Annotated in this window: 1 protein-coding gene; it reads right to left on the bottom strand. The window is 73.7% G+C overall.

Going from position 1 to position 21302, the window contains the following annotated elements:
- Positions 1 to 2 precede the first annotated feature (2 nt).
- Positions 3 to 21245 (bottom strand): type I polyketide synthase, encoded by a 21243-nt coding sequence (locus tag HHX37_RS36545; RefSeq protein ID WP_182885305.1) that lies wholly within the window; start codon positions 21243 to 21245, stop codon positions 3 to 5.
- Between the last annotated feature and the right edge of the window lie 57 nt (positions 21246 to 21302).

Here is a 21302-nt window from a genome sequence, read left to right as displayed (position 1 = left end):
CCTCACAATTCCTGCGTCATATCGTCGAATTCCAGGCCCTGGAACGCCATGTTGATCAGACTCTCGGCGTCCATTTCGTCAATGGAAGCCGCGGGTGCCGAATCGGCGGCCGATTCGGCGGACTCGGCGCGGGCTCCGCCGAGTTCCAGCAGGGTGTCCAGCAGGCCCGCGTCGCGCAGCCTGCTCAGGGGAATCGCATTCAGGATCCGGCGGACCCGTTCCTCGGTGTCCGCGGAGCCGTTCTGTCCGTCCGCGTCGGTCGCCAGCTCTCGGTCGAGGTGGGCGGCGAGCACGAGCGCGTTCGGGTAGTCGAAGACCAGCGTCGCCGGCAGGCGCAGCCCGGTGACCGTGTTCAGTCCGTTGCGGAACTCGACGGCCGACAGCGAGTCGAAGCCCAGCTCGCCGAACGCGCGGTCCGGCTCGATGGCCTGCGAGCCGCTGTGCCCCAGCACCAGAGCGGCCTGGGTGCGCACGATGTCCAGCAGCGCCGCCTGGCGTTCGGTCTCGGACAGACCGGCCAGGCTGCTCCGCAGGGCGGCGGCGGCCGACGCGTTCCCGGTGCCGCGCCGGGCCGGGCGGCGTACGAGGCCGCGCAGCAGGGCCGGCGGCTCGTTGCCGGCCGCGACCGCGGCCAGGTCGAGCCGGATCGGCACCACCGTGGCCGCGTCCCCGGCGCAGGCCAGGTCGAACAGCGCGAGGCCCTGCTCCTCCGTCAGCGGTTCCACACCGGTACGGCTGAGCCGCTGCCGGTCGGCGTCGGTCAGTCCCCCGCCGATGCCGCCTTCGTCGTCCCACAGGCCCCAGGCCTGTGACTGCGCGGTCAGACCGGCGGCCCGGCGGTGGAGCGCCAGCGCGTCCAGGAAGGCGTTCGCGGCGGCGTAGCTGCCCTGACCGGGGTTGCCGAACACGCCGGCGGCCGAGGAGAACAGCACGAACGCCGAGAGGTTCCGGCCCGCGGTGAGTTCGTGCAGGTTCAGCGCCGCGTCGACCTTGGCGCGCAGCACGTGGTCCACGCGCTCGGGGGTGAGCGAGGAGATCACGCCGTCGTCGAGCACACCGGCGATGTGCACGACGCCGGTGACGTCCACCGCCGACAGGAGCTCGGCGAGCGCGGCGCGGTCGGCGGTGTCGCAGGCGGCGACCGTCACGTCGGCGCCCAGCGCGGCCAGTTCGTCGCGTAGCTCGGCGGCCCCCGGGGCGGCGAGCCCTCGGCGGCTGGTCAGCAGCAGCCGCGGCACGCCGTACCGGGTGACCAGGTGCCGGGAGACGAGCCGGCCCAGTGTGCCGGTCGCACCGGTGACCAGGACGGTGTCGTCCGGCCCGAAGGACCCGGCGGGCGTGTCGTCCTCGGCGGCGGCCGGCGGCCGGGCGAGCCTCGCCGCGTACATCGCACCGTCGCGCACGACGACCTGCGGCTCGTCCGTCGCCAGAACCGTCGCGAGGTCCACCGAGTCGTCGGTGTCCAGCAGCAGGATCCGGCCCAGGTTCTCCGACTGCGCGGACCGCACCAGTCCCCAGACCGCGGCGCCCGCGAGATCGACGGAGTCCTCTCCCGGCAGTGGTACGGCGCCCCGCGTGGTCACGGCCAGCGTGGAACCGGCGAACCGGGAATCGGCCGCCCAGGCCTGCAGTACGGCGAGCGCCCGGTGCGTCGCGGCCCGCACCGCCGCCGCGTCGCGGCCGTGGCCGGCGTCCAGCACGACCACCTCCGGAGGCACGGCGTCGTCGGCCAGCTCGGCCCAGGCCGCCCACGACACGGGAAGCGCCGCCGGGGCGCCGGCGATCGGCGTCCAGGACAGCTGGAAGAGCGAGTCGCCCGCGCCCGGTTCCGCCGCCCGAAGCTGCTCGGTCGAGGTCGCGCGCAGGGTCAGGGACTCGACCGACGCCACGGGTACGCCGTACCGGTCGGTGATCTCCATGGACAGCGAGGTGTCGCTCAGCCAGGTCAGCCGCACGCGCAGCGCGTCGGCTCCGGCCGCGTGCAGCGCGACCCCGCGCCAGGCGAAGGGCAGCAGCGCCTGCTCCCGGTCGGCCGCGCCGTCCGGAGGCACGAGACCCAGCCCGTGCAGCGCGGCGTCCAGCAGCGCCGGGTGCACGCCGAACGCGGCGGCGTCCTCCCGTGCCTGTGCCGGAAGCTCCACCTCCGTGAAGATCTCCGCGCCGCGCCGCCACGCCGTCTTCAGGCCCTGGAACGTCGGGCCGTAGCCGTAACCGCGTTCGTGCAGGATGTCGTACGCGTCGCTCACGTCCACCGGGGTGGCGTCGGCCGGGGGCCACTGCAGGTGGCCCGTGGACGCGGTGGGCGCGGAAGCGGTGAGGGTGCCTTCGGCGTGCAGCGTCCAGGGCTCGTCCGCCGGGGCGTTCTCCCTGCGGGAGTAGACCGCGACCGTACGGCGGTCGGTGTCGTCGGCGGCGCCGACCACGACCTGCACCTGCATCCCGCGATCACGTGAGCCGGGATCACCCTCGGGCAGCAGCAGCGGTGCCGCGAGGGTGAGCTCCTCCAGGACGGTGCAGCCGACCTGCCCTCCCGCCGCGACCGCCAGCTCCACGAAGCCCGTGCCGGGGAAGAGCACGTTGTCCAGCACCTGGTGGTCGGCCAGCCAGGGATGCGTACGGACCGACAGCCGGCCGGTGAACGACATCCCGTCCGAGTCGGGGGCCGGGATCGCGGCGCCGAGCAGCGGGTGCTCGACGCGCTCCAGGCCCATGGCCGCCGCGTCCACACCCTCCTGCTCGTGTTCGAGCCAGTAGAACTCGCGCTGGAAGGCGTAGGTGGGCAGGTCGACACGGGTGGCGCCGGTCTCGGCGTAGAAGGCTTGCCAGTCGACCGGGACGCCGGCGGTGTGCAGCTGTCCGAGCGCGGCGACGACCGTGCCGGGCTCGGGCCGTCCGGCCCGCATGGTGGCGGTGAAGACGGTGGTGTCGGCCTCGTCGAGGGTCTGCTGGGCCATCGCGGTGAGCACCGCGTCCGGGCCCAGCTCCACGAAGCGGGTCACCCCCTGGCCGGCCAGGGTGGTCACCGCGTCGGCGAACCGCACCGCGCCGCGCACCTGGTCCACCCAGTACCGCGCGGTGCCGAACCCGTCGTCGGCGAGACCGCCGGTGACGGTGGACACGATCGGGATCGACGCCGGAGCGTAGGTCAGCGACTCCGCCACCGTCTGGAAGTCGGCGAGCATCGGCTCCATCAGGTGGGAGTGGAAGGCGTGGGAGACCCGCAACCGGCGCGTCTTGCGTCCCTGCTCCGCCAGCCGTGCGGCCAGGGCGAGGACCGGGGCTTCCTGTCCGGAGATCACCACGGCGCGGGGGCCGTTGACCGCGGCGATGTCCACTCCGTCGGTGAGCAGGGGGGTCACCTCGTCCTCGGTGGCCTGGATGGCGACCATCGCCCCGCCGGCCGGGAGGGCCTGCATCAGCCGGCCCCGCGCCGCGACCAGGCGGGACGCGTCGGCGAGTGACAGCATCCCGGCGACGTGCGCGGCGGCCAGTTCACCGACCGAGTGACCGGCCAGGTAGTCCGGCCGCACCCCCCACGAGGAGACCAGGCGGAACAGCGCCACCTCGACGGCGAACAACCCCGCCTGCGCGTACGCCGTCTGGTCGGCGAGACCGGGGTCCTCGCCCCAAATCACCTCACGCAGCGGCCGGTCCAGGTGCGCGTCCAGCTCGTCCGCGACCGCGTCGAAGGCCTGCGCGAACACCGGGAACGTTGCGTGCAGTTCGCGGCCCATGCCCAGGCGCTGGGCGCCCTGACCGGTGAACAGCACACCCACCTTCCCACCGGAACGGGCGACACCCTGCACCACCCCAGGTGCGGTGCGGCCCTCCGCCAGTGCGGCCAGCCCCGCCAGCAGCCCGGCCCGGTCACCACCGGTCACCACTGCCCGCCGCTCGAACGACGCCCGCGTCGTCGCCAGCGAGTAGCCGATATCGGCCACGCTCAGGGAGGGACGGTCCTGCACGAAGGACAGCACCCGCGCCGCCTGACCGGCCAGCGCATCCGCCGTCTTGCCTGAGACCACCCACGCGACCGGAGCCGCGCTCTCGCTCTCGACCAGGACCTGCGTGGTGCCGTCGGTCAGCTCAGGCGTGGCGGGGAGGACGGTGCCGGCGAGCAGGGCCGGGGAGGGAGCCTCAGCGAGGAGAACATCGGCGGCGAGGTCGGCGGGGGCCTGCTCGATGATGACGTGGGCGTTGGTGCCGCTGATGCCGAACGACGACACACCCGCACGACGCGGACGGTCCACCTCCGGCCACGGCATGGCCTCGGTCAGCAGCCGCACGTGTCCGGCCGACCACTCGATGTGCGGGGAGGGCTCGTCCGCGTGCAGCGTCTTGGGCAGGACGCCGTTGTGCATGGCCATGACCATCTTGATGATCCCGCCGACGCCGGCGGCGGCCTGCGTGTGGCCGATGTTGGACTTGAGCGACCCCAGCCACAGCGGCTGCTCCTCCGGGCGGTCCTGGCCGTAGGTGGCCAGCACCGCCTGCGCCTCGATCGGGTCACCGAGAGTGGTGCCGGTGCCGTGGCCCTCGACCACGTCCACGTCCTGCACCGACAGCCTGGCGTTGGCCAGGGCCTGGCGGATCACCCGCTCCTGCGACGGACCGTTCGGCGCAGTCAGCCCGTTCGACGCGCCGTCCTGGTTCACCGCCGTACCCCGCACCACCGCGAGCACCCGGTGGCCGAGCCGCCGCGCGTCCGACAGCCGCTCCACCAGCAGCACACCGCAGCCCTCGGCCCACGCCGTGCCGTTCGCGCCCGCGCCGTACGCGCGGCAGCGGCCGTCGGGCGACAGCCCCCGCTGGCGGGAGAACTCGATGAAGGTGTCGGGGGTGGCCATCACCGCGACTCCGCCGACCAGCGCCAGCGAGCACTCCCCGGATCGGAGCGCCTGCCCGGCCAGGTGCAGGGCTACCAGGGAGGAGGAGCAGGCGGTGTCGATTGTCACCGACGGGCCCTCGAACCCGAACACGTACGACACCCGGCCCGAAGCGATCGACCCGGTGTTCGCGTTGGCGGCGTAGTCGTGGTACATCATCCCGGCGAACACCCCGGTCGCCGAACCCCGCAGCGAGCCCGGATCGATCCCGGCCCGCTCCATCGCCTCCCAGGACGTCTCCAGCAGCAACCGCTGCTGCGGATCCATCACCAGAGCCTCGTTCGGCGAGATCCCGAAGAACCCGGCGTCGAACTCCGCCGCCTCGTGCAGAAACCCGCCCGACTTCACATAACTGGTGTTCGGCCGCTTGCCCTCGGGGTCGAAGATCTCTTCGATGTTCCAGCCGCGGTTGACCGGCAGGTCGGAGATCGCGTCCACCCCGCCCGCGACCAGCCGCCACAGGTCCTCCGGCGAGGACACCCCGCCCGGATACCGGCACGCCATGCCCACGATCGCGAGCGGCTCGTCGACCGAACCGGCCGTGGCCGCCACCGCCGTACGCCTGGTGTCCGCACCGACCACCTCGGCCGCGATGTGCTCGGCGACGGCGAGCGCGTTGGGGTAGTCGAAGACCAGCGACGCCGGCAGCCGCAGCCCGGTGACCGCGTTCAGTCCGTTGCGGAGTTCCACGGCGGAGAGCGAGTCGAAGCCCAGTTCGCCGAACGCCCGGTCGGGCTCGATCGCCTCCACCCCGGCGTGCCCGAGGACGGCGGCCGCCTGCGTACGCACGATGTCGAGCGCGGCGGCGACCCGCTCGGCCGCGGTCAGTCCGGCGAACCTCTCCCGTACGGCGGAGGCCGCGCCGCCGGCCGCGGCGGCCACCCGGCGAGTGGGTACGCGGACGAGGGTGCGGAAGAGGGACGGGAGCTCCGCTCCCGCTTCGGCGAGGGCGGCGAAGTCCAGCCGGATCGGCACCAGCGTGCCGGAGTCCACGGTGCAGGCGACGTCGAACAGCTCCAGCCCCTGCCGGGCCGACAGCGGCTCCACACCGTTGCGGCTCAGCCGCTGCCGGTCGGCGTCGCCCAGCTCACCGGCCATCCCGGCGTCGTCGGCCCACAGTCCCCAGGCCAGGGACTTGGCGGTGAGGCCGTTCGCCCGGCGGTGTGCGGCGAGTGCGTCCAGGAAGGCGTTGGCCGCGGCGTAGCTGCCCTGACCCGGCGTCCCGAACACTCCCGACGCCGAGGAGAACAGCACGAACGCCGCCAGCTCACGATCACGCGTCAGCTCGTGCAGGTTCAGCGCCGCGTCCACCTTCGGACGCAGCACCCGATCCACCCGCTCCGGCGTCAGCGACCCGATCACACCGTCGTCCAGCACACCCGCCAGATGCACGACTCCCACCAGTGGGTGCTCCGCCGGGATCCCCGCCAGCACCCCTGCGAGCGAGGCGCGATCAGCGGCATCCGCCGCCGCCACCGACACTTGCGCGCCGAGGTCCGCAAGCTCGCCGATCAGGTCGGCCGCGTTCTCGGCCGAGGCGCTCCTGCTGGTGAGCAGCAGGTGACGCACTCCATGCGCCACGACCAGGTGCCGCGCCACCAACCGGCCCAGCATCCCGGTGCCACCCGTGACCAGCACCGTCCCCTCCGCCGGGAACGACGTCAGCGGTGTCGTTTCCGGTGTCGTCTCCGGCGCCGAGACCGGGACCCGGACCAGCCGGGGCGCGTACGCGGCGCCGTCGCGGATCGCCACCTGCGGCTCGCCGATGCCCATGACGGCACCGAGGTCCACGCCGGCGTCCACTCCGCTGTCCGCGCTGTCGTCCAGGTCGGCCAGGACGATCCGGTCGGGATGCTCCCGCTGCGCGGTCCGCACCAGCCCCCAGACGGCCGCGCCGGCGAGGTCGGTCACGTCGTCCGCGCCGGGCAGCGGGGCGACCGCCCCCCGGGTGACGACCAGCAGCCTGCTGTCGGCGAAGCGCTCGTCGGCCGTCCACTCCTGCAGTACGGCCAGCACCTGGTGGGTCGCGGCCCTGACCGCCCCGGCCTCGTCCGCGGAAGCCCCGTCCGGGTCGCCGAAGGGCTCCCGGAGCACGATGACGTCCGGCACCGTCGCCGCGGCCGGGTCCAGGGCCGCCCAGTCGGCGTACGTGAGGGAGACGGCCGGGGGCACCGGCACCTTCGTCCAGTCGACCCGGTACAGCGAGTCGTGCAGTTGCGCGGGCTGCAGCTGTTCCGGCGCGACCGGCCGCGACGTGAGCGACCGCACGGCGGCGACCGGTGCTCCCTCGGCGTCCGCGATCTCCAGGGAGAAGGCGTTCTGCCCCGCGGGCGTCAGCCGGACGCGCAGCGCCGTCGCGCCGACGGCGCTCAGCGACACGCCCGCCCAGGAGAACGGCAGCATCGTGGGGCCGTCGTCGGTGTCGTCCCCGCCGAAGTGCAGCGAGTGCAGTGCCGCGTCGAACAGTGCGGGGTGGAGTCCGAAGAGTGCGGCGTCCTGGTGTTCCTGGTCGGGGAGGGCGACTTCGGCGAACAGTTCCTCGCCGCGTCGCCAGGCCGCGCGTAGTCCCTGGAAGGCCGGGCCGTAGCCGTAGCCGCGTTCGTGCAGGATCTGGTAGGCGTCGGTGAGGTCCACCGTGCTGGCCTCGGCCGGAGGCCACTGGCTCAGGTCCGCACCGGCCGGGTTCGCATCTGCCGGGTTGGTGGCCGGGTTGGTGGACAGGGTGCCTTCGGCGTGCAGCGTCCAGGGCAGGTCGGCCGGGGCCTGCGCGCCTCGTGAGTAGATCGCCACCGTACGGCGGCCGTCCTCGTCGGCGGCGCCGACCACGACCTGCACCTGCACCGCGCCCTCACCGGACCCGGCGGCCCCGCCCGGGAGCACCAGCGGCGCGGCCAGCGTCAGCTCCTCCACCTGCGTGCACCCGGTGTGCTCGGCCGCGTGCAGCGCCAGCTCCACCAGACCGGTCCCCGGCAACAGCACACTGCCGAACACCTGGTGATCGGCCAGCCACGGATGACTCCGTACGGAGAGCTGACCGGTGAAGACCACGCCCCCGGACTCGGGCAGCGGGAGGACGGCGCCCAGCAGAGGGTGCTCGACGGCCTCCAGCCCGGCGGAGGACAGGTTGCCGATGTGATCGGCCACCCAGGACTCGGACAGGTAGTCGATCGGGTTGAGCCAGTAGCGCTCGCGCTGGAAGGCGTAGGTGGGCAGGTCGACCCGCGTGGCGCCGGTCTCGGCGTAGAAGGCCTGCCAGTCGACCGGGACGCCGGCGGTGTGCAGCTGACCGAGCGCGGCGACGACCGTGCCCGGTTCGGGACGCTCTGCCCGCATGGTGGCGGTGAAGACGGTGGTGTCGGCCTCGTCGAGGGTCTGCTGGGCCATCGCGGTGAGCACCGCGTCCGGGCCCAGCTCGACGAACCGGGTCACCCCCTGGGCGGCCAGGGTGGTCACCGCGTCGGCGAACCGCACCGCCCCACGCACCTGGTCCACCCAGTACCGCGCGGTGCCCAGCTCCTCGGCGGCGAGGCCGCCGGTGACGGTGGACACGATCGGGATCGACGCCGGAGCGTAGGTCAGCGACTCCGCCACCGTCTGGAAGTCGGCGAGCATCGGCTCCATCAGATGGGAGTGGAAGGCGTGGGAGACCCGCAACCGGCGCGTCTTCCGCCCCTGCTCCGCCAACCGAGCCGCCAGGGCCAGAACGGGGGCTTCCTGCCCGGAGACCACCACGGCGCGGGGGCCGTTGACCGCCGCGATGTCCACCCCGTCAGTGAGCAGCGGCAGCACCTCGTCCTCGGTGGCCTGGATGGCGACCATCGCCCCGCCCGACGGGAGAGCCTGCATCAGCCGGCCCCGCGCCGCCACCAACCGGCACGCGTCGGCGAGCGACAGCATCCCGGCGACGTGCGCGGCGGCCAGCTCACCGACCGAGTGACCGGCCAGGTAGTCCGGCCGCACCCCCCACGAGGAGACCAGGCGAAACAGCGCCACCTCCACCGCGAACAACCCCGCCTGCGCATACGCCGTCTGGTCCACCAGATCGGCGTCGGCGCCCCAGATCACCTCACGCAACGGCCGATCCAGATGCGCATCCAGCTCAGCGACGACCGCGTCGAAGGCCTGGGCGAACACCGGGAACGCCGCGTGCAGTTCGCGGCCCATGCCCAGGCGCTGGGCGCCCTGACCGGTGAACAGCACACCGACCTTCCCACCGGAACGGGCGACACCCTGCACCACCCCGGGTGCGGTGCGGCCCTCCGCCAGCGCCGCCAGCCCCGCCAGCAGCCCGGCCCGATCCCCGCCAGTGATGACCGCCCGACGCTCGAACGACGCCCGCGTCGTCGCCAGCGAGTAGCCGACATCCGCGACACCGAGGGAGGGACGGTCCTGCACGAAGGACAGCACCCGCGCCGCCTGCCCGGCCAGCGCATCCGCCGTCTTGCCCGACACCACCCACGCCACCGGAGCCGCACTCCCGGCCGGGACCAGGGCGGCACCCTGCCCCGCGACGGAGACCGCGTCCTGCCCGGACACCGGCTCAGCGGCGCCGTCGGCGAGCACCACACCCTCGCCGGCCACAGCGGCGGCGCCGGCAGGCTGACCGCTCTCGGCCAGGACCGGCGCGGCACCGTCGGCGGCAGCCGCAATCTCGGCCGTGGCCGTGGAGACGGCTCCGATGAGCAGAGCCGGGGAGGGGGCCTCGGCGAGGAGGACGTCGGCGGCGAGGTCGGCGGGGGCCTGCTCGATGATGACGTGGGCGTTGGTGCCGCTGATGCCGAACGACGACACACCCGCGCGGCGGGGGCGGTCCACCTCCGGCCACGGCATCGCCTCGGTCAGCAACTGGACCTGACCGGCGGACCACTCGATGTGTGGGGACGGCTCGTCGACGTGCAGGGTCTTGGGCAGCACCCCGTGCCGGATCGCCTGCACCATCTTGATGATGCCGCCGACACCGGCCGCCGCCTGCGCGTGACCGATGTTCGACTTCAGCGACCCCAGCCACAGCGGCCGCTCCTCCGGCCGATCCTGACCATAGGTCGCCAGCACCGCCTGCGCCTCGATCGGGTCACCCAGCGTCGTCCCGGTGCCGTGACCCTCCACCGCGTCCACGTCCTGCACCGACAACCTGGCGTTCGCGAGGGCCTGGCGGATCACCCGCTCCTGCGACGGACCGTTCGGCGCCGTCAGACCGTTCGACGCGCCGTCCTGGTTCACCGCCGTACCCCGCACCACCGCGAGCACCCGGTGGCCGAGCCGACGGGCATCCGACAGCCGCTCCACCAGCAGCACACCGCAGCCCTCGGCCCACGCCGTACCGTTCGCGCCGGCCGCGAACGACCGGCACCGGCCGTCCGGTGACAGCCCGCGCTGGCGGGAGAACTCGATGATCGCCTCCGGCGTGGCCATCACCGCCACACCACCCACCAGCGCCAGCGAGCACTCCCCCGACCGCAGCGCCTGCCCGGCCAGGTGCAACGCCACCAGGGAGGAGGAGCAGGCGGTGTCGACCGTGACCGACGGGCCCTCGAACCCGAACACGTACGACACCCGGCCCGAAGCGATCGACCCGGTGTTCGCGTTGGCGGCGTAGTCGTGGTACATCATCCCGGCGAACACCCCGGTCGCCGACCCCCGCAGCGAGCCCGGATCGATCCCCGCCCGCTCCATCGCCTCCCAGGACGTCTCCAGCAGCAACCGCTGCTGCGGATCCATCACCAGAGCCTCGTTCGGCGAGATCCCGAAGAACCCGGCGTCGAACTCCGCCGCCTCGTGCAGGAACCCACCCGACTTCACATAACTGGTGTTCGGCCGCTCCCCACTCGGATCGAACAACCCCTCGACATCCCAGCCACGATCAGCCGGCCAATCCGAAATCGCGTCCACACCATCGGACACCAGCCGCCACAAATCCTCCGGCGAGGACACCCCACCGGGGTAGCGGCACGCCATGCCCACGATCGCCAGCGGCTCGTCGACCGAACCGGCCGTGGCCGCCACCGCCGTACGCCTGGTGTCCGCACCGGCGACCTCGGCCGCGATGTACTCGGCGACGGCGAGCGCGTTGGGGTAGTCGAAGACCAGCGACGCCGGCAGGCGCAGCCCGACCTGGGCGTTCAGCGCGTTGCGGAACTCCACCGCGGACAGCGAGTCGAAGCCCAGCTCACCGAACGCCCGATCGGGCTCGATCGCCTCCGCCCCGGCGTGCCCCAGCACGGTGGCCGCCTGCGTACGCACGATCTCCAGCAGCGCAGCCACGCGGTCCCCTTCGGACAGCGGCGCCAGTCGCTCGGCCAGTTGCGCCGCCGCCGCGGGAACTCCGGCCGCACTTCTGCGGGCCGGTCGCCGGACCAGGCCGCCCAGCAGGGCCGGCGCCTCCGGGCCGGCCGCGGCGAGCGCGGTGAGGTTCAGCCGGATCGGCACCACCGCGGAGGAGTCCGAGGCGCAGGCCGCGTCGAACAGTTCCAGCCCCTGCTCGGCCGACAGCGGTTCCACACCGGTACGGCTCAGCCGCTGCCGCTCGACTGCGGTCAGTTCACCACCCATGCCGCCCTGGGCGTCCCAGAGGCCCCAGGCCAGGGACTGGGCGGTGAGGCCGTTCGCCCGGCGGTGCGCGGCGAGGGCGTCCAGGAAGGCGTTGGCCGCGGCGTAGCTGCCCTGACCCGGCGTCCCGAACACTCCCGACGCCGAGGAGAACAGCACGAACGCCGCCAGCTCACGATCACGCGTCAGCTCGTGCAGGTTCAGCGCCGCGTCCACCTTCGGACGCAGCACCCGATCCACCCGCTCCGGCGTCAACGACCCGATCACACCGTCGTCCAGCACACCCGCCATGTGCACCACGGCCGAGACGTCCACCCCGCCCAGCAGAGCCGCCAACGCGTCCCGATCGGCCACGTCACACGCGACCACCGACACCTCGGCGCCGAGGTCCGCAAGCTCTTCGATCAGGTCGGCGGCGCTCTCGGCCGAGGCGCTCCTGCTGGTGAGCAGCAGGTGACGCACTCCATGCGCCACGACCAGGTGCCGCGCCACCAACCGGCCCAGCATCCCGGTGCCACCCGTGACCAGCACCGTCCCCTCCGCCGGGAACGATGTCACCGGCTCGACCTCGGCGGTTGCGGCGGGCACGCGGACGAGCCGGGCCGCGTACATCACCCCGTCGCGCACCACGACCTGCGGCTCGCCCGACGCCACCACGACCGGCACGTCCACCGAGCCGTCGGTGTCCAGCAGCAGGATCCGGCCCAGGTTCTCCGACTGCGCGGACCGCACCAGGCCCCAGACAGCCGCACCGGCCAGGTCGGTCACGTCCTCACCGGGCAGCCCCACGGCACCCGACGTGACCACCGCCAGCACCGCATCCGCCGGCCGCTCCTCCCCCGGCCACGACTGCAACGCCGACAGCACCGCATGCGTCGCCCCACGCACCGCATCCGCCGACACACCCGGCTCACCGCGGACCACGACCACCTCGGCCGGGTCGGTGGTGGCCGGTGACGCGCCGCCGATCGGCGCCCACGAGAGCCGGAACAGCGGGGCGGCCTGCCGCGAAGCGGCCGCGTCGAGCCCGCCGGCCGGGATCGTCCGTACGGTCAGCGACTCGACCGACGCGACCGGGGCACCGGTGTGGTCGGCGACGGCGATGCTCACCGCGTCCGAGCCGACCGTGGTGACCCGGACGCGCACCGCCTGCGCGCCGGTCGCGTGCAGGGCGACCCCCGCCCACGAGAAGGGCAGCGCCGCCTCCTCGCCGATCACGCTGGTCAGCCCGATGGCGTGCAGGCACGCGTCGAGCAGGGCCGGGTGGATCCCGAACCGATCGGCCTCCTCCTGCACAGACTCGGGCAGCGCCACCTCGGCGAAGACGTCGTCACCGCGGCGCCAGGCGGTCTTCAGTCCCTGAAAGGCAGGGCCGTACGTGATTCCGGCCTCGGCCAGGTCGGCGTACAGGCTGCTGAGATCGACCGGAACGGCACCGGCGGGAGGCCATTCGTGAGCCGCCGCCACCGGCTCGGTCACGCCGGGGGCCAGCAGGCCGGTGGCGTGGCAGACCCACGGCGCGTCGACGTCCTCGCTCCGCGAATGGACGCTGACCGACCGGCGGCCCGTTTCGTCGGCGGCGCCGACGGAGACGCGCACCGCGACGCCGCTTTCTGGCAGCACCAGCGGAGCCTGCAGGGTCAGTTCCTCAAGCACCTCGCAGCCGACCTGGTCACCGGCGCGGATCGCCATCTCGACGAAGCCGGTGCCGGGGAACACCACGTTGCCGAGAACCCGGTGGTCGGCCAGCCAGTCCTGCGTACGTGAGGACAGCCGCCCGGTCAGCACCACGCCGTCCGACTCCGGCGATGTCACGACAGCGCCCAGCAGCGGGTGATCCGCCGAGTCCAGGCCCGCCGACGCGATGTCGGCCGCCCCCGCGAAGGCCCCGGCCCAGGCCTGCCTCCAGTAGTCGAGGGTGTCGAGCCAGTAGGACTCGCGCTGGAAGGCGTAGGTGGGCAGGTCGACGCGGTTGGCGCCGGTCTCGGCGTAGAAGGCCTGCCAGTCGACCGGGACGCCGGCGGTGTGCAACTGGCCGAGCGCGGCGACGACCGTGCCGGGCTCGGGACGCTCGTTCCGCATGGTGGCGGTGAAGACGGCGGTGTCGGCCTCGTCGAGGGTCTGCTGGGCCATCGCGGTCAGCACCGCGTCCGGACCGAGCTCCACGAACCGGGTCACCCCCTGGCCGGCCAGGGTGGTCACCGCGTCGGCGAACCGCACCGCACCCCGCACCTGGTCCACCCAGTACTCGGCGGTGCCGAACCCGTCGTCGGCGAGGCCGCCGGTGACGGTGGACACGATCGGGATCGACGCCGGAGCGTAGGTCAGCGACTCCGCCACGGTGTGGAAGTCGGCGAGCATCGGCTCCATCAGGTGGGAGTGGAAGGCGTGGGAGACCCGCAACCGGCGCGTCTTCCGCCCCTGCTCCGCCAACCGCGCGGCCAGGGCGAGGACCGGGGCTTCCTGCCCGGAGATCACCACCGCGCGGGGGCCGTTGACCGCCGCGATGTCCACCCCCTCGGTCAGCAGCGGCAGCACCTCCTCCTCGGTGGCCTGGACCGCGACCATCGCCCCACCCGACGGCAGGGCCTGCATCAACCGGCCCCGCGCCGCGACCAGGCGGGACGCGTCGGCGAGTGACAGCATCCCGGCGACGTGCGCGGCGGCCAGTTCACCGACCGAGTGCCCGGCCAGGTAGTCCGGCCGCACCCCCCACGAGGAGACTAGGCGGAACAGCGCCACCTCGACGGCGAACAACCCTGCCTGCGCATAAGCGGTCTGGTCCACCAGATCGGCGTCGGTACCCCAGATCACCTCACGCAGCGGCCGATCCAGGTGCGCATCCAGCTCGTCCACGACGGCGTCGAAGGCTTGGGCGAAGGCGGGGAAGGCCGCGTGGAGTTCGCGGCCCATGCCCAGGCGCTGGGCGCCCTGACCGGTGAACAGCACACCGACCTTTCCGGTGGAGCGGGCGACGCCCTGCACCACCCCGGGTGCGGTGCGGCCCTCCGCCAGCGCGGCGAGCCCCGCCAGCAGGGTGTCCCGGTCCCCTCCCGTGATGACCGCCCGCCGCTCGAACGACGCCCGCGTCGTCGCCAGCGACAACCCGACATCCGCCACGCCGAGGGAGGGACGGTCCTGCACGAAGGACAGCACCCGCGCCGCCTGACCGGCCAGCGCATCCGGCGTCTTGCCCGACACCACCCACGCCACCGGAGCCCCGGTCTGGACCTCACCCTCAGCGACGACGGAGGCCACGCCCTCACCGGACACCGACTCACCGGCAGCACCGGCGAGCGCCAGGCCTTCACCCGCCGCTGCGGCGGCCTCGGGCTGCCCGCTCTCGGCCAGGACCTGGGCGCTGCCGGCGAGCAGGGCCGGGGAGGGAGCCTCAGCGAGGAGGACGTCGGCGGCGAGGTCGGCGGGGGCCTGCTCGATGATGACGTGGGCGTTGGTGCCACTGATCCCGAACGACGACACACCCGCACGACGCGGACGGTGCACCTCCGGCCACGGCATCGCCTCGGTCAGCAACTGGACCTGCCCGGCCGACCACTCGATGTGCGGGGACGGCTCGTCCACGTGCAGGGTCTTGGGCAGCACCCCGTGCCGGATCGCCTGCACCATCTTGATGACCCCGCCGACACCGGCCGCCGCCTGCGCGTGACCGATGTTCGACTTCAGCGACCCCAGCCACAGCGGCCGCTCCTCCGGGCGATCCTGACCATAAGTCGCCAGCACCGCCTGCGCCTCGATCGGGTCACCCAGCGTCGTACCGGTGCCGTGACCCTCGACCACGTCCACGTCCTGCACCGACAACCTGGCGTTGGCCAGGGCCTGGCGGATCACCCGCTCCTGCGACGGACCGTTCGGCGCCGTCAGACCATTCGACGCGCCGTCCTGGTTCACCGCCGTACCCCGGACGACGGCCAGCACCCGGTGGCCGAGCCGCCGCGCGTCCGACAGCCGCTCCACCAGCAGCACACCGCAGCCCTCGGCCCACGCCGTACCGTTCGCGCCCGCGCCGTACGCGCGGCAGCGGCCATCGGGGGACAATCCGCGCTGGCGGGAGAACTCGATGAAGGCCTCCGGCGTGGCCATCACCGCCACACCACCGACCAGCGCCAGCGAGCACTCCCCCGACCGCAGCGCCTGCCCGGCCAGATGCAACGCCACCAGCGAGGAAGAGCAGGCGGTGTCGACCGTGACCGACGGGCCCTCGAACCCGAACACGTACGACACCCGGCCCGAGGCGATCGATCCGGTGCTGCTGTTCGCGGCGTAGTCGTGGTACATCATCCCGGCGAACACCCCGGTCGCCGAGCCCCGCAGCGAGCCCGGGTCGATGCCGGCCCGCTCGATCGCCTCCCAGGAGGTCTCCAGCAGCAACCGCTGCTGCGGGTCCATCACCAGAGCCTCGTTCGGAGAGATCCCGAAGAAGGCCGCGTCGAACTCCGCCGCCTCGTGCAGGAACCCACCCCGCTTCACATAACTGGTGCCGGGCCGGGCGCCGTCGGGGTCGAAGAACTCCTCGACGTCCCAGCCACGGTTCACCGGGAACTCGGAGATCGCGTCCACCCCGCCCGCGACCAGCCGCCACAGGTCCTCCGGCGAGGACACCCCGCCCGGATAGCGGCACGCCATGCCCACGATCGCCAGCGGCTCGTCCGTCGCGTCCGTGGCGGACCGTACGGCGGTGATCTTCCGGCCCGTTCCGGTGAGTTCGGCGGCGAGGTGACGGGCGAGCGCGGTCGGGGACGGATAGTCGAAGACCAGCGAGGCGGGCAGCCGCAGGCCGGTCTCGGCGTTCAGCGCGTTGCGGAACTCCACCGCGGACAGCGAGTCGAAGCCGAACTCGCCGAACGCCCGGTCCGGCTCGATCGCGTCGGTCGAGGCGAAGCCCAGCACCTGCGCCACGTGTCCGAGCACGAGCCGCAGCAGCATGGGCTGCCGCTCTTCCTCGGGCAGTTCGGCCAGCCGCCGCGCGAGCGCGCCGTCGGCGGATCCGGCCCCGGCGCTGCGCCGGCGGACCGCGGGGACGACGCCGCGCAGCAGCTGGGGCAGGTTCTCGGCCTGGGCACGCAGGCCGGGGAGGTTCAGGGTCAGCGGCGCCAGCACCGGCTCGGCCGTCGTGAGGGCGGCGTCGAAGGCGGCCAGCCCGGTGTCGGCGTTCAGCGGGACGAAGCCGCCCTGGGAGAAGCGCGACTGCTCCAGGGTGCCGGCCATGCCGGCCGCCCACGGGCCCCAGGCCAGGGACTGGGCGGTGAGGCCGTTCGCCCGGCGGTGCGCGCCGAGGGCGTCCAGGAAGGCGTTGGCCGCGGCGTAGCTGCCCTGACCCGGCGTCCCGAAGACCCCCGACGCCGAGGAGAACAGCACGAACGCCGCCAGCTCACGATCACGCGTCAGCTCGTGCAGGTTCAGCGCCGCGTCCACCTTCGGACGCAGCACCCGATCCACCCGCTCCGGCGTCAGCGACCCGATCACACCGTCGTCCAGCACACCCGCCATGTGCACCACGGCCGAGACGTCCACCCCGGCCAGCAGAGCCGCCAACGCGTCCCGATCGGCCACGTCACACGCGACCACCGACACCTCGGCGCCGAGCCCGGCGATCTCGTCGCGCAGCTCCGCGGCGCCGGGCGCCTCCGGGCCGCGGCGGCTGACCAGCACCAGGCGGCGCACGCCGTGCCGGGCGACCAGGTGCCGGACCACGAGTTCGCCCAGCGCGCCGGTGCCGCCGGTGACCAGGACGGCTCCGTCACCGAACCCGGCGGGCCCGGCCTCCGGAGCGCCGGTCGGCACCCGGACCAGGCGGGCCGCGTACATCACCCCGTCACGCACCACGACCTGCGGCTCGCCCGACGCCACCACGACCGGCACGTCCACCGAGCCGTCGGTGTCCACCAGAACCACCCGGCCGGACAATTCCGACTGCGCCGAACGCACCAGCCCCCACACCGCGGCACCGGCCAGGTCGGTCACGTCCTCACCGGGCAGCCCCACGGCACCCGACGTGACCACCGCCAGCACCGCGTCGGCCGGCCGCTCCTCCTCCGGCCACGACTGCAACGCCGACAGAACCGCATGCGTCGCCCCACGCACCGCATCCGCCGACACACCCGGCTCACCGCGGACCACGACCACCTCGGCGGGCGACGGCTGGGCCGTGCTCACCGGGAGGGGCGACCACTCCACCCGGTACAGGTTCTCCGGCAGGGCCGGCGACGACGCCTGCTCGGCGGAGATCGGGCGCAGCGTCAGCGAGTCGGCGGACAGCACCGGCCGTCCGCTCGTGTCGGCGATGTCCAGCGTCACCGTCCCGGCTCCGGCCGGGGTCAGCCGTACGCGGACGGCGGGAGCGCCGGCGGCGTGCAGGGTGACCCGTGACCACGCGAACGGCACCACGGCCTGCTGCTCGAACAGCCCGGCGAAGGCCGCGGTGTGCAGGCAGGCGTCCAGCAGGGCTGGGTGGATGCCGAAGTCGGCGGCGGCGGACGCCGCCTGCTCGGGCAGCGCGACCTCGGCGAACACCTCGTCGCCCGAGCGCCAGACGGCTCGCAGGCCCTGGAAGACCGGGCCGTAGCCGAGGCCGGCTTCGGCGAGGTCGCCGTACAGGTCGCCGAGTTCGACCGGGACGGCCCCGGGCGGCGGCCACTCGGCCGTCGCGTCCTCGGCGGGGGCCGCCCCGGCGGTCAGCACGCCTTCGGCGTGCAGGGTCCACGGCAGGTCCGTGCCCGGTTCGTCGAGACGGGAGTAGATCGCCACTGTACGCGCGGGGGACGCGGCGTCCTGTGGGCCGAGCACCACCTGGATCCGGACGCCGCGATGGACGGAGTCCGCCTCCGGCAGCGCCAGCGGCGCGTGCAGGGTCAGCTCGTCGAGCACGGCGCAGCCGACCTGGTCACCGGCGCGGATCGCCAGTTCGACGAACGCCGTCCCGGGCACCAGGACCCGGCCCATGACGCGGTGGTCGGCGAGCCACGGCTGCGCGCGGGTGGACAGGCGGCCGGTGAGGACGATCTCCCCGGAGTCGGGCATCTGGACGACCGCGCCCAGCAGCGGATGCCCCGGGGCGTCCAGGCCGGCGGCGGCCACGTCGGCGGTGGGAGCGGCCTCCACCCAGTATCTGCGCCGCTGGAACGCGTACGTCGGGAGGTCCGCCCGCACGGCGCCGCTTCCGGCGAAGACGGCCTGCCAGTCCACGGGAAGCCCGCTCGTGTGCAGCCCGGCGAGGGCGGCGATCATGGCGGCGGGCTCCTGCCGGTCCTTGCGGAGGGTCGGGAGGAGCGCGCCGGTTCCGACGGTCTGCCGGGCCATCGCGGTGAGCACCGCGTCCGGGCCCAGCTCGACAAACCGGGTGACTCCCTGCCCGGCGAGGGTGCTGACGGCGTCGGCGAACCGCACCGCGCCCCGTACCTGGTCCACCCAGTACCGCGCGGTGCCGAAGCCGGAGTCGGCGAAGGCGCCGGTGACGGTGGACACGATCGGGATGGACGGCCGCCCGTACGTCAGCGACTCCGCCACCGTCTGGAAGTCGGCGAGCATCGGCTCCATCAGGTGGGAGTGGAAGGCGTGGGAGACCCGCAACCGGCGCGTCTTCCGCCCCTGCTCCGCCAACTGCGCCGCCAAGGCCAGAACGGGTGCTTCCTGCCCGGAGACGACCACCGCGCGCGGCCCGTTGACCGCCGCGATGTCCACCCCCTCGGTGAGCAGGGGGGTCACCTCGTCCTCGGTCGCCTCGACCGCGACCATCGCCCCACCCAACGGCAGCGCCTGCATCAACCGGCCCCGCGCCGCGACCAGCCGGCACGCGTCGGCGAGCGACAGCATCCCCGCGACGTGCGCGGCGGCCAGCTCACCCACCGAGTGACCGGCCAGGTAGTCCGGCCGCACCCCCCACGACTCCAGGAGGCGGAACAGCGCCACCTCGACGGCGAACAACCCCGCCTGCGCATACGCCGTCTGGTCCACCAGATCGGCGTCCTCGCCCCAGATCACCTCACGCAGAGGCCGATCCAGATGCGCGTCCAGCTCGTCCACGACCGCGTCGAAGGCCTGCGCGAACACCGGGAACGCCGCGTGCAGTTCGCGGCCCATGCCCAGGCGCTGGGCACCCTGACCGGTGAACAGGAAGGCGGTGTCGCTCTCGGCCGCCGTGCCCCGCACGATGGCCGCCGACGGCTCGCCCGCGCTGAGCTCGGCCAGGCCACGCAGGACGGACTCCCGGTCGGTCGCGAGCAGCACCGCCCGGTGCGCGAGCGCGGCCCGGCTCGTCGCCAGGGAGTAGCCGAGGTCGACGACGGACGTGTCCGGCGACCCGTCGAGGTGCTCCAGCAGCCGGGCCGCCTGGGCGCGCAGCGAGTCGGCGTCGCGTGCCGAGACCGGCAGCGGCACGGGCGTCGCGGCCGGCCACACCGGCGCGCTCGCGGGAGTGCTCTGCGTCACCGGCTCGGCGGGGGGCGCCTCCTCCAGCACGACGTGGGCGTTGGTGCCGCTCACGCCGAACGACGAGACGCCCGCCCGGCGAGGCCGGTCACCCGACGGCCACGGCCGCCGCTCGGTCAGCAGCCGGACGTTCCCCGCCGTCCAGTCCACGTGCGAGGACGGCTCGGTGACGTGCAGGGTGCGCGGCAGCACCCCGTGCCGCATGGCCATGACCATCTTGATCACGCCGCTGACCCCGGCGGCGGCCTGCGCGTGGCCGATGTTGGACTTCACGGAGCCCAGCCACAGCGGCTGGTCGGCCGGCCGGTTCTTGCCGTAGGTGGCGAGCAGGGCCTGCGCCTCGATCGGGTCGCCGAGGGTGGTGCCGGTGCCGTGTCCCTCCACCGCGTCGATGTCCGCCGTGGTCAGTTCGGCGCCGGCGAGCGCGTCGCGGATCACCCGCTGCTGCGCCGGGCCGTTCGGCGCGGTGAGGCCGTTGCTGGCGCCGTCGGAGCCGACCGCGGAGCCGCGGATCACGGCCAGCACGTGGTGCCCGTTGCGCTGCGCGTCCGACAGGCGCTCCAGCAGCAGCAGACCGGCGCCCTCGGCCCAGCCGGTGCCGTCGGCGCTGTCGGAGAACGCCTTGCACCGGCCGTCCCGGGCGAGGCCGCTCTGCTTGCTCATCCCGATGAACGGGCCCGGCGTGGACATGACCATCACGCCACCGGCCAGCGCGAGCGCGCACTCCCGGTTGCGCAGCGCCTGCGCCGCCAGGTGCAGCGCCACCAGGGACGACGAGCACGCGGTGTCGACCGTGAGGGTCGGCCCCTCCAGACCAAGGGTGTAGGCCACCCGCCCGGAGATCACCGCGGACGCGGTGGCCGTGCCCAGGTAGGCCTCGGCCACCTCGGGGGCCGCGTCCAGCAGGCCCGCGTAGTCCTGCATGCCGGAACCGACGAACACGCCGACCCGCTCACCGCGTACGGAGTGGGGGTCGAGGCCGGCGCGTTCGAGCGTCTCCCAGGCGACCTCCAGCACCAGGCGCTGCTGCGGGTCCATGGCCAGCGCCTCGCGAGGCGCGATGCCGAAGAAACCGGCGTCGAATCCCGCCACGTCGGCGACGAAGCCGCCCTCCCGTACGTAGCTGCGCTCGGTGTCGAGGTCCCAGCCGCGGTCGACCGGGAACGGGCCGATGGCGTCGACCTCGTCGGCGACGAGCCGCCACAGCTCCTCGGGTGAGGTGACGCCGCCCGGGTAACGGCAGCCCATGGCGACGATCGCGATGGGTTCGGTGGCATCGGCCTCCACCTGGCGCAGCCGCGAGCGGGTCTGGTGCAGGTCCGCCGTGACCTTGCGCAAATATTCAAGGAGCTTCTCGTCGTTGCCCATCAGCGAGTCCCCAGTTAGTCCTCAGTCGGTGCCACGTTGGTGCTGGTCGGTGCCGGT

It is taken from the genome of Microbispora sp. H10885, from assembly GCF_014161415.1.
GTDB classification, from domain to species: Bacteria; Actinomycetota; Actinomycetes; order Streptosporangiales; family Streptosporangiaceae; genus Microbispora; species Microbispora triticiradicis.
The sequence above is the reverse complement of the archived record's forward strand: the minus strand, read 5'-3'. Positions and strand labels throughout refer to the sequence as shown.

Coding starts and splice junctions, on each gene's coding strand:
- HHX37_RS36545 (WP_182885305.1), bottom strand. CDS start 21,245: ATGGGCAACGACGAGAAGCTCCTTGAATATTTGCGCAAGGTCACGGCG.